We start from the raw sequence: 11465 nt of genomic DNA, 5'->3' as shown, positions 1-11465 counted from the left end.
GCGCAAGCCTGTCCCCCTATCGCCACGTTGGCGAGCTCGTGTAAATACGAGTCATTCTGCAGCACTGTCGAAAGCGACCGATTGGTTGCAGAGTTTCAGCGCAAATGGAATCGCTTCGTTTACATCACCGTCACATCGACAATGTTTGCTAAAAAGGCCGGGCGGCAAGCCCGGCCTTTTCTTTTTGGGTGCGCCCAGCATGGACGCACTCCCGCTGTCGCAGTCCTTCCGCGAACCGACCTGATCAGCAAGCACTGCTGCGGGTGCTGCAATCGATCCTCGACCCACTTTCAGAGAACACTGCTGTGCTTTCCATCCAGATGGAAGCCTCTACAACATTCACGGACGACCTGCTAGGATGCTTCCCATCTATTTACGCGAGGAGAACGTATGTCGAACTGGACTGATGGCTACGTAGCCGATATTGCCTACACCCATGGCTATTACACGGAACTCAATCCGCAGCGCCTGAAGCTGGCCTTCCTCGCGGCCGGCCATGCCTTTCCTGAAAGCGGAAACGCCTGCGAACTGGGATTCGGCCAGGGCGTCAGCACCAACGTGCATGCTGCCGCCTCAGTTACGCAATGGTATGGCACCGATTTCAACCCCTCGCAAGCCAGCTATGCGCAGGAATTGGCGGCGGCATCCGGCGCCAACGCCCGGCTGTTCGACCAGTCATTCGAGGAGTTCTGCTGCCGCGCAGACCTGCCGGACTTCGATTTCATTGGCCTGCACGGCATCTGGAGCTGGATCTCGGACGCCAACCGCCAGGTCATCGCCGACTTTATCCGCCGCAAACTGAAAGTCGGCGGCGTCGTTTATATCAGCTATAACACCCAGCCGGGATGGGCCCCTATCGCGCCGCTGCGCGACCTGCTGACCGAGCATGCGCAGGTGATGGGAGCGCCGGGCGCGGGGATCGTGCCACGCATTGACGCGGCCTTGGATTTCGCAGATAAACTGGTCGGAACAGGGGCGAGGTACATGCGCGCCAATCCTCAGGTGGCCGAGCGACTGGCTGCGCTCAAGACGCAGAACCGCAGCTACCTGGCGCACGAATACTTCAACCAGGATTGGGTCCCGATGTCGTTCGCGAAATTGTGCTCCTGGCTCGGCGACGCGAAACTGAGTTTCGCAGGTTCGGCCAGCTACATTGATCACGTCCCCGTCGTTAACCTCACTTCCGAGCAACAGGCGCTGCTAAGCGAAGTGCCGGACCGGATGTTCCGCGAAACCGTGCGCGATTTCATGGTCAACCAGCAGTTCCGCAAGGACTACTGGGTGCGCGGCCCGCGCCCGCTCAGCAACATCGAGCAGGCCGAGCTGCTGCGCCGGCAGCGCTTCGTGCTGGTCACCCCGGCCGCCAAGGTGACCATGAAGGTCAACGGGGTGCTCGGCGAGGCAGCGATGCAGGAAGACGTCTACCAGCCTATCCTGAAACTACTGGCGGATCACCAGCCGCATTCTATCCAGGAGATGGAAGAAGTGCTGAAGGAGAGCGGCACCTTGCTCAGCGGCGTGGTGCAGGCGGTACTGATCCTGGTCGCCAAGTCGGCGCTCGAACCTGTACAGGACGACGCCGTCATCGAAGCTGCAGCCCCCGCAGTGTCGCGCCTGAACCGCCGGCTCTGCGAGGAAGCGCGTTACGCAAATGCAGTTACCGTACTCGCTTCGCCGGTGACCGGCGGCGCGATTGGCATCGGCCAGATTGAGAAGCTCTACTTGCTATCGCGCGCGCAACAGGGCGAGGGATCCGAGGCGGCGGCCCGCTTCATCCTCGACAGTTTGCGCCAGGCCGGTCAGCGCATTCTCAAGGATGGTAAGGAACTGGCGACGCCAGAAGCCGAATTCGACGAGGCGATGCATTTGGTGCATAAGATGGAAAGAGATCTGCTGCCGATGCTTGAAGCACTGCGCATGACGTGGTAAGCGCTCCGAGCGGTCTTCGCTGTCGCTCCGTACCTGATAACCGCGATTAGGTTTGCGCCCACTCAGAAGGGCCGGTATGGTCCTCTGTAGTTGCCACGCCACGCACCTGCCACCACAGGTGGGGGAAACGCTTGTCGAAGTGTTTAAAAATGTGACGTGCATCACATTTCCCGCAGGATTTGAGCGATAATGTGTTGCTCCCTCCTGTCGAGTTCGCTTGGCGTGCAGGGTGCTCCCCTTAGCGTTCTCACGGACCCAATGAATACCAAACTCTTCAACAAGAAAAACGAAATCGAGCAGGCGCTGCTCGCTTTCAAGAGCACGTTCTGGACCATTGGCACCTTCAGTGCCATCTCCAACCTGCTCATGCTCGTGCCGTCCTTGTACATGCTGCAGGTCTACGACCGCGTGCTGGCCAGCCGCAACGAGTTGACGCTGCTGATGCTGACCGTGCTGATGCTGGGCGCCTACCTGTTGATGGTCGGTCTCGAACTGGTGCGCTCCTACGTGCTGGTGCGCGTGGGCGCCAAGTTCGACATGAACATGAACAAGCGCGTGTATACCGCCGCCTTCGAGCAGAACCTGAAGTCGGCCGGCGGCAATGCCGGCCAGGCCCTGAGCGACCTGACCAACCTGCGCCAGTTCCTGACCGGTAACGCATTGTTTGCTTTCTTCGACGCGCCCTGGTTCCCGATCTACCTGATCGTGATCTTCTTCTTCTCGCCGGCGCTGGGCTGGTTCGCGCTGGGCGGTACGATCGTCCTGATCATTCTTGCACTGGTCAACGAGCGCGTGACCAAGGCGCCGCTGAGCGAGGCCAACGGCATGGCGATCGCTTCGACCACGATGGCGACCAATAACCTGCGCAATGCCGAAGTCATCGAGTCGATGGGCATGTTGCCGAACCTGATCCAGCGCTGGTACAAGACCCATGGGCGCTTCCTGCATCTGCAGGCGGAAGCGAGCGAGAAGGCCGCACAGATCGCATCGGCCACCAAGTTCGTGCAGGTCTCGCTGCAATCGCTGGTGCTCGGCTTCGGCGCGCTGCTGGTCCTGGAAAACAAGATGACGCCAGGGATGATGATCGCCGCGTCGATCCTGGTCGGCCGCGCCCTCGCACCGGTCCAGCAAGTGATCGCAGTGTGGAAATCCTGGGCCAGCACCCGCAGTGCTTTCGAACGCCTGAGCAAGCTGCTGGAAGCGAACCCGGCGCGCGAGGCAGGCATGCAGCTTCCCAAGCCACTGGGCGCGCTGACGGTGGAAGGCGTCACCGCCGGGCCTCCAGGAGCACGCAACCCGATCGTCAAGGGCCTGAGCTTCGGCATCAACCCGGGCGACGTGCTGGGCGTGATCGGACCGAGCGGTTCGGGCAAGTCGACCCTGGCGCGCCTGCTGGTCGGTGTCTGGCCGTCCGCCATGGGCAAGGTGCGCCTCGACGGCGCCGACATCTACCAATGGAACAAGGGCGAACTCGGTCCCTACGTCGGGTACCTGCCGCAGGACATCGAACTGTTCAGCGGCACCGTGAGCGAGAACATCGCACGCTTCGGCGAGATCGATTCGGACAAGGTGGTGCAGGCTGCCAAGCGCGCCGGCGTGCACGACATGATCCTGCACATGGCGGAAGGCTACGATACCAAGCTGGGCGACGGCGGAGCCGGCCTGTCCGGCGGCCAGAAACAGCGCATCGGACTGGCGCGCGCCATGTATGGCGATCCTTCCCTGATCGTGCTCGACGAGCCGAATTCGAACCTGGATGACATCGGCGAACAGGCGCTGGTGCAAGCCGTGCTGGACCTGCGCCAGCGCGGCAAGACCATTGTCCTGATCACCCACCGGACGACAGTGCTGGGCGTGACCAACAAGCTGCTCCTGTTGCGCGACGGCTCGGCCCAGGCATTCGGCCCGACCAATGAAGTGCTGGCAGCTTTGCAGGAAGCCAACAAGAAGGCAATGCTGGCGCAACAGCAGGCGGCGGCCCAGCAGCAGGCAGCCCAGCAGCAGGCCCGGGTGCAGCAGCAGGCTCCTGAGCAGCAGGCAACCGCCAGCGCGACGACCGGAGAAAACAACTGATGAAACTACTCAAGAGTCAAACCTCGGATGTCGTCACGCACGACGTCACCCCGGTGGAAGTGAATACCGACGCGCGCCGTTTCGCACGTATCGGCTGGATCGTGGTCATTGTGGGCTTCTGCGGCTTCCTGCTGTGGGCACTGACAGCGCCGCTCGACAAGGGTGTTCCGCTGTCGGGTACGGTAGCGAAGGAATCGAACCGTCAGACGGTGCAACACCAGGGCGGCGGTACGGTTGCGGACATCCTGGTCAAGGATGGCGACACGGTCAAGAAGGGGCAAGTGCTGGTGCGCATGAACCCGATCATGGCCAGGTCCGCGTTTGAGATGACCGAAGGCCAGTACCTGACTGCGCGCGCCACCGAGGCGCGCCTGGAAGCCGAGATGGCCAACCGCCGCAGTATCGATTTCCCGGCCGAGCTCAAGGAGCGCCGCGGCGAGCCGCGGGTGGCGGAAATGATGCGCCTGCAGGAGCAATTGCTGCTCTCGCGCCAGATGTCGCTGCAGAGCGAGCTGTCGAGCATCGACGAAAGCACCGCCGGCCTCAAGCTGCAGATCCGCGGCCTGGAAGAATCGCGCGACAGCAAGAAAGAACAACTCGTCTTCCTCAAGGAGCAGCTGGGCGGCATGCGCGACCTGGCCAAGGAAGGCTATGTCGCCCGCAACCGCCTGCTCGACCTGGAGCGCACCTATGCCCAGCTCGGCGGCGCAATTTCTGAAGATATCGGCAACATCGGCCGGTCCCAGCGCCAGGTACTCGAGCTGGGACTGCGCCGTTCGCAGCGCAGCGCCGACTACCAGAAGGAAGTGCGTACCATGCTGAACGATACCCAGAACGAAGCGGTAGCGCTGGCCGCGCGCCTGGACGCCCAGAAATTCGAGCTGCAGAGCGTGGACGTGAAGTCGCCGGCGGATGGCACCGTGGTCGGCCTGGCCGTCTTCACGAATGGTGGAGTGGTCCCGGCCGGCTTCAAGCTGATGGACATCGTGCCGAGCGACGATCCGCTGGTGGTCGAAGGCCAGCTTCCGGTCAACCTGGTCGACAAGGTGCATGCGGGCCTGCCGGTGGAGCTGATGTTCTCCGCGTTTAACGCCAACAAGACCCCGCACATCGAAGGCGAAGTGGTCACCGTGTCCGCCGACCGCTCGGTGGAAGAGCGTACCGGCATGCCGTACTACACGCTGCGCGTGAAAGTAACGCCGGAAGGCGCCAAGAAAGTGGCGCAACACAAGTTGAACATCATTCCCGGGATGCCGGTGGAACTGTTCGTCAAGACCGGCGAGCGCACGATGATGAATTACCTCCTCAAGCCGGTGTTCGACCGCGCCCAGTCATCGATGAGCGAGGACTAAGCGTGAACCACATGTTCAAACGCCCAATCGGAACTTTGCGCACCTGCGCGCTGGCGGTGGCTGCGGTGTTCGCCGCCGGCAACGCCGGCGCGGTCAGCCTGCAGCAAGCGTATGAAGCCGCCCTGAAGAACGATCCGACCTACCGCGTCGGTTTCTATGCGAACGAGGCGGCCAAGGAAAACCGTATCCTTGGCCGCTCCCAACTGCTGCCGACGGTCTCTGCCAGCTTCAACGGCAGCAAGAACGTGGTGGACCGCGAAATCACCCAGGATTTCATGGGCACGCCCCGCACCACGACGCAGCATCCGAAGTACATCAGCCGTTCGTCGGTCGTGCAGATGCGCCAGCCATTGTTCAACATGGACGCGATCCAGCGCTACCGCCAGGGCAAGGTGCAGACCGCCCAGGGCGCCGAGCAGTTCGAGGCCGATACCAACGAGGTCGCGTTGCGGGTGATCAGCGCCTATATGGACACGCTGTTTGCCGACGATCAGGTAGCGCTTGCCCGCGTGCAGCGCGACACCTATGCCGAGAACCAGAAGGTCAACCAGCGCCTGTTCGAGAAGGGCGAGGGTACCCGCACCGACATGCTCGAGACCCAGGCCCGGCTCGACCTGGCCGAGGCCATGCTGATCGAAGCCCAGGACAATGCCAAGGCCCAGCGCGAGGTGCTGGAAGGCGTGATCGGCGGGCCAGCCGGCACGCTCGACCGGCTCGATGAAGCTTTCCGTCCTTCGCCCCTGGCGCCGGCCTCGTTCGAGGAATGGCAAAAACTGGCGCTGGCGAACAACAACGAGCTGGCTGCAGCCCGTCTTGGCGTCGAGAACGCGCGCCTGGAGATTGGCCGAATCAAGGCCGGGCATCTGCCGCGCGTGGACTTCGTCGGCACCTACAGCAAGGGCAATAACGAGACCATCAACACACTGGGCGAAGAGAGCACCAATCGCGCCCTTGGCGTGCAGGTGAATATCCCGCTGTATCAGGGGGGCGCGATCAATGCACAGACGCGCCAGATGGCGGCCAACTACGAGCGCGCCCGAGCCGACCTGGACGCGCGCACCGACAAGGTGACGGTCGAGCTGCGCCGCGCCCACAGCCTGGCGCTGAGCAGCGTGCGTAAGATCGATGCGCTGATCAAGGCGACGGATTCGGCCAAGCTGCTCATGACCGCCACCGAGCAGAGCATCAAGGGCGGGGTGCGCATCAATCTCGACTTGCTCGACGCCCAGCAGCAGTTGTTCACCAGCCAGCGCGATCTGGCCCAGGCACGCTACGCCTATCTGGTCGCCATGCTGCGCCTGCGCGGACTGGCCGGCAACATTGGCAGCCAGGATATCCGCGAGATCGCGGCGCACTTCCGCTGATCCTGATCGCGGGCCGGTGCAATGCCGGTCCGCGTTGTTCCACTGTCACCACATCTTGCGCGTTTGGAATAAATCAAGCGTTCGGCGGTGGCCTCTCGTTTCTTTCAATTAAGCATTATTTTCCGCCGCGCCAGCGCTCTGGAACTGATGAGTTGGCAACGTGCGCGAGCCCGCATGGGCAGGTGGTTTCGACCTTTTTGACGCCCCTCGAAATGTGTCGGATACGCGAATAAAATCTATTCTCTAATGAAATAAATTTCTGTATGTAATTGATTTTCTTGAAGAAATTAGGTGCGCACGGATGAGTAATTTGCGCCCTTGTTCTTTTTATTACGGTATATTTTCTTCACCATTTTGATGAGGAGGCCGTGATGGCAACTGATTACATTAACGAAGTGCAGAAACTGTATGTGGCGTATTTCAGCCGTCCTGCGGACCCGGCCGGGCTGGCCTTCTGGGCCAACCAGCTGCAGACCGATCCCAACGGCTACCAAAACATTGCCCAGGCGTTTTCGACGTCAGCCGAATACCGGGCGACCTATGGGAACATGGACAACCGCGCCGTCGTGGCCGAGGTGTACGAAAACCTGTTCAGCCGTCCAGGTGAAACAGCAGGTATCGACTTCTGGACAAACGCGCTGAACAATGGCTCGCTGAATATCGGTAACGTGGTCACCGGTGTGGCTGCGGGCGCCCAGGGCGCCGACCGCACCGCCTTCAATGCGAAAGTGGGTGTCTCCACCAATTTCACCAACCGTATCGATACCGATGCCGAGAAAACGGCCTACACCGGCACGAAACTCCAGGTCGCTATCGATTACATCGCCAACGTCAAGAGCCTGGAGACCGGCGCGATGTATTCGGATCCGGGCCAGATCGATCTGGCGATTGCGAAAATCGTCGGGACGCCAACCGGCATGTTCTACGACGGCGAGATGTATGCCTGAAATAATATTTCAAATTCAGCTTGATTTTGAAATATTATGAAAGAACGACGGATCGTCTGGCGATGCCGTTGGTGGTAATGCAAGTAATGAAATGAAGCGATCTCGCGCAGGTAGCGCACGATCGCAATGACGGTAATTGGCTGACTATCTGCCGGCTGGATGCGCGGCCGGCAGAGCCAGCCACTGGTCGTTACAGCGCAGCCGGCTCTTGCCCGGCAACGGCCGCATCAATGCGGCCATCGTTTTTGGCGCAATGCGGACACGACACGCCCTGCACGTACTCGGGAGACAGCTGCTGGCGCGGCGTCACCACCGCGCGGCAGGCGAAGCACTGCTTTGTTTCGGTCGGCTCCAGTTTCGGATTGAGCGCGGTGCGGTAGTCGAACACGAAGCAGTCGCCCTGGTAGTGCTCACCGCCGACTTCCTCGAAATACTTCAGGATGCCGCCATCGAGCTGGTAAACGCGGTCGTAACCGATGTTCTTCATGTGGATCGCCGCTTTCTCGCAGCGGATGCCGCCGGTGCAGAAGGTCACGACCGTCTTGCCGGCCAGCGCATCCTTGTTTTGCGCGGCCACTTCGGGGAACTCGGTGAACTTCTCGATGCGGTAGTCCACCGTGTTTTCGAAGGTACCGACGTCCACCTCGAAGGCGTTGCGGGTTTCCATCATCACCACCGGCACGCCTTCGTCGTCATGGCCCTGGTCGAGCCAGCGCTTGAGCGTCTTTGGATCGACCGACGGCGCGCGGCCGAGTTCCGGCTTGATGAGCGGCATGCGCATGGTGATGATTTCCGACTTGATCTTCACCAGCATGCGCTTGTGCGACTGCTCGAGCGACAGGCTTTCTTTCCACTCCAGGTCCGCCAGGCGCGCATCGCTGCGCACCCAGGCCAGGTAGCTGTCGATGTGTTCGCGCGTCCCCGACAGGAACATGTTGATGCCTTCCGGCGTCAGCAGGATGGTGCCCCTCAGGCTCAGCTCGTTGCACAGCGCCTGGTACTGCGGGCGCAGTTCTTCGAGATTGTCGAGGGTGACGAACTTGTAGGCGGCGATATTGACGTACATGGCTGCAGGAGACATTGAAGGACAGGCTGGAAGACAGCCGGATATTATAAGTCAGCTGGCGCAGGAAGCGGCGATCGGCGGCGATTCCACAGGGCAGAGGGAAAGTTTCGCATTAGAATAGATGGATTAGAACAACAGGCATATCGCCAGGCCGGTCCTTTCCATGCATTCGCTGAACATCCAGTACAACCCCCGCATCGACCAGCTGCGCTGGCTTGCCGCCACCCTGGTTTTCCTGTTCCATTTCCACCTCGAATACGCCGGCAATGGCGGCGTGCGCCTCACGGGACCGTGGACCGCCCTGATCACGGAAGGGCATACCGGCGTCGGCCTGTTCTTCACGCTGTCGGGCTTCCTGTTCATGCAGATCGCCCTGCACCAGCACGGGGCCGGGCGCGAGATCGTCTACCGCGACTTCCTGCGCAACCGGGTGTTGCGCATCGTGCCGCTCTACCTGGTGATCTTCCTGGTGGCGACCTCGATCGGCCGCGACAAGTTCGCCCCCGCCGACCTGCTCTACCTGTTCGCCTCCAATCTCGGCCTGGCCCCGACTTCGGGCACCGTGGTCACCGGCGCCGCCTGGACCATTTCGCTGGAGTTCCTGTTCTACATGGTCTTCCCTTTCCTGGCGCGTTTCACCCTGGAACGCGGCATCGTCTACCTGGGCGGCTGGCTGGTGCTGATGGCCTTCTTCAAGGTGGCGGCCTATACCGTCAACGAGAACAGCACGCTGATGTACTTCAGCACCTGGGTCGGCCGCTTCGACCAGTTCCTGATCGGCATGGCGGCGGCCATGCTGTTCAAGCGCTGGCACCTGCAATTGGCGCGCTGGGCGCCGCTGCTGCTGGTGGCGAGCGTGGCGCTGGTGATGTGGGATACCGCCCTGATGCACCGCGTCGCCCCGTTCGGCGCCACGCCCAGGTCCGCGTTCTGGATCTTCTGGCCGGCCCTGGAAAGCATCGGTTGGGCCGCGCTGATCCTGGCCTGGGTGGCCTTCCAGCCGCGCTTGCCAGGCGTGATCGAGCGCGCGCTGAGCCAGGGCGGCAAGATCAGTTTCTCTTTCTACCTGTTGCACATGGGCCTGCTGCACATCTTCGCGGCCCGGGTCGGGGTGGTGGCGCCCACGGGCGTTGTGTGGGTGGACGCCGCCATCATGCTGGCGGTGGCCTACGGCGCGACCTGGGCGCTGTCGACGCTGAGCTACCACATCGTCGAGGAGCCTTTCCTGCGCATGCGCCGCACGTACGGGGCTGGCCGGTCGGCAACAGCGCCGGTTTCGTAGAGCCCGTTTTCGGCTATGATGTCCGCCATTACTGAACAAGCGGACGCAACGATGGAGTACCTGACACAAGCAGGCACGGGCATGCTCGACTATGGATGGCGTATCCTGTACGCCTCCATGATCCTGCTCGCGCTCGAGCTGGTCTTTGGCTGGAACAAGTATTCGATGGGCTCGCGCCTGCGCGGCGCCATGTTCTGGGTGGTCTACATCGTCATCACTGTGGCCTTCATGACGGCCTTCAACGCCTTGTGGAACAGGCTGGGCGTACAGCCGCTGGTCGTCGTCAGCCTGGGCGAGTATTTCGCTTCCGATAACAAGGTCCTGACCGTGCTCGGCTGGATCGTGACGCCGATCCTGGCCGTCCTCGCCAGCGATTTCTTCTATTACTGGTTCCACCGCGCCCAGCATACCTGGGCCTTCCTGTGGGCCTTCCACGCCGAGCATCACGCGATTCGCGAGATGAGCGCCTGGAACAGCAACCATCATTGGACCGAAGAGATCTTGCGCATTCCCTTCATCATCATCCCGATGAGCCTCCTGATCCGCGTCGATCCGGGCTTCGTGCCGCTGGTGGCATGGCTGCTGATCGGCGCGCAGGGACAGTACATCCATTCGCACACCAGGGTCTCGCTGGGACCGCTGCGCTTCATCGTGGCCGACAACCGCTTCCACCGCATCCACCATTCGGTCGAGCGCCCGCACTGGAACCGCAACTTCGGCTCCTTCTCCTCGGTCTGGGACACGCTGTTCCGCACCGCTTATTTTCCCAAGAAGAACGAGTGGCCGGACACCGGCCTCGACGAGCATGACGAGGCCCGCAACCTGGGCGAATTCCTGTTCCGGCCATTCCGGAAGCTGCGCGGGAAAGCCTGAGCCGCAGCGAGCGCGTCAGCCAGCTGCCCGGCCGCCGAGAATCGCGTGGTTGTGCGACAAGCGGTCGTGCAGCACTTTCCTCCACTCCTGGTCGAGCGGCTGCGCCGCAATCTCGAAGCTTGCCGAGATACGCGCAAGCAAAGCGTCGAGATAATCTGCCGCATCCACCGCGCTAGCGAATCCGAAGCGGTTTGCGTCAGCCAACACAGCGTCTCTGGAAATGTCGAAGCGTCCTAACGATAGCTGCATGTGAAGGCGCGTTGGGGTTTCGACCGGGTTGGGAACAACATCGAACGCCGGCGCGAGTCGCCAACGGCGCTCCTCGGAGCGATAGACAATCGCGTGATTGCGCACATGGTCGTCATCGTTGCCGCACACTGCATTGAACACCATGCGGCCGAACAGTTCGATACGGTCTTCTGAGGGCGAGCCCAGCAATTTTAGCTCTTCAGCCAGACGGGATTTTTACTGTTAGCCAGGAACCTTCTCACTCATTCCCAGTCTTACTCATATGAGTAAGTTCGTACCCATCACTACGGCGGCAAAAGCCCTGGGCGTTTCGGCAACCACCTTGCGCCG

General features: G+C 61.4%; 10 protein-coding genes. 7 read left to right on the top strand and 3 right to left on the bottom strand.

Annotation, left to right across the window (positions count from 1 at the left end):
• Window positions 1-51 precede the first annotated feature (51 nt).
• The gene (locus tag AC56LU_RS23690) at window positions 52-201 is read right to left on the bottom strand and encodes a hypothetical protein (RefSeq protein ID WP_497178055.1); all 150 of its coding nucleotides are present in this window, start codon (window positions 199-201) and stop codon (window positions 52-54) included.
• A gap of 189 nt (window positions 202-390) precedes the next feature.
• On the opposite strand from AC56LU_RS23690, the gene AC56LU_RS23685 reads away from it, so the two are divergent.
• From AC56LU_RS23685 to AC56LU_RS23665, 5 genes are all read left to right on the top strand, one after another.
• The gene (locus AC56LU_RS23685) at window positions 391-1929 is read left to right on the top strand and encodes a class I SAM-dependent methyltransferase (RefSeq protein WP_497178054.1); all 1539 of its coding nucleotides are present in this window, start codon (window positions 391-393) and stop codon (window positions 1927-1929) included.
• Between the two features lie 258 nt (window positions 1930-2187).
• The gene (locus AC56LU_RS23680) at window positions 2188-4002 is read left to right on the top strand and encodes a type I secretion system permease/ATPase (protein ID WP_497178053.1); all 1815 of its coding nucleotides are present in this window, start codon (window positions 2188-2190) and stop codon (window positions 4000-4002) included.
• A complete protein-coding gene (locus AC56LU_RS23675) occupies window positions 4002-5354 on the top strand; it encodes an HlyD family type I secretion periplasmic adaptor subunit (RefSeq protein ID WP_497178052.1) in 1353 nt (450 codons plus the stop codon). The genes AC56LU_RS23680 and AC56LU_RS23675 overlap by 1 nt, the downstream gene beginning before the upstream one ends.
• An 11-nt stretch (window positions 5355-5365) precedes the next feature.
• Window positions 5366-6718, top strand: coding sequence for a TolC family outer membrane protein (locus tag AC56LU_RS23670; protein ID WP_497178051.1), 1353 nt, complete (start codon window positions 5366-5368; stop codon window positions 6716-6718).
• A 371-nt stretch (window positions 6719-7089) separates the two neighbouring features.
• Window positions 7090-7665, top strand: coding sequence for a DUF4214 domain-containing protein (locus AC56LU_RS23665; RefSeq protein WP_497178050.1), 576 nt, complete (start codon window positions 7090-7092; stop codon window positions 7663-7665).
• A gap of 190 nt (window positions 7666-7855) precedes the next feature.
• Here AC56LU_RS23665 and AC56LU_RS23660 read toward each other — a convergent pair whose 3' ends face one another.
• Window positions 7856-8746, bottom strand: coding sequence for a sulfurtransferase (locus AC56LU_RS23660; protein ID WP_497178049.1), 891 nt, complete (start codon window positions 8744-8746; stop codon window positions 7856-7858).
• Window positions 8747-8894: 148 nt separating this feature from the next.
• Here AC56LU_RS23660 and AC56LU_RS23655 point away from each other — a divergent pair, with 148 nt between their 5' ends.
• Together AC56LU_RS23655 and AC56LU_RS23650 are read left to right on the top strand one after the other, a co-directional pair.
• Window positions 8895-10013, top strand: coding sequence for an acyltransferase family protein (locus tag AC56LU_RS23655; protein WP_497178048.1), 1119 nt, complete (start codon window positions 8895-8897; stop codon window positions 10011-10013).
• Window positions 10014-10064: 51 nt separating this feature from the next.
• A complete protein-coding gene (locus AC56LU_RS23650) occupies window positions 10065-10886 on the top strand; it encodes a sterol desaturase family protein (protein WP_497178047.1) in 822 nt (273 codons plus the stop codon).
• Window positions 10887-10901: 15 nt separating this feature from the next.
• On the opposite strand, the gene AC56LU_RS23645 is transcribed toward AC56LU_RS23650, so the two are convergent.
• Entirely contained in the window at window positions 10902-11342 is a 441-nt protein-coding gene (locus AC56LU_RS23645; protein ID WP_497178076.1) for a HipA domain-containing protein, read from the bottom strand.
• Window positions 11343-11465: the final 123 nt, after the last annotated feature.

The organism is Telluria sp. PB2R4 (genome assembly GCF_059685695.1).
This window is presented reverse-complemented; position numbering and strand designations above follow the sequence as displayed.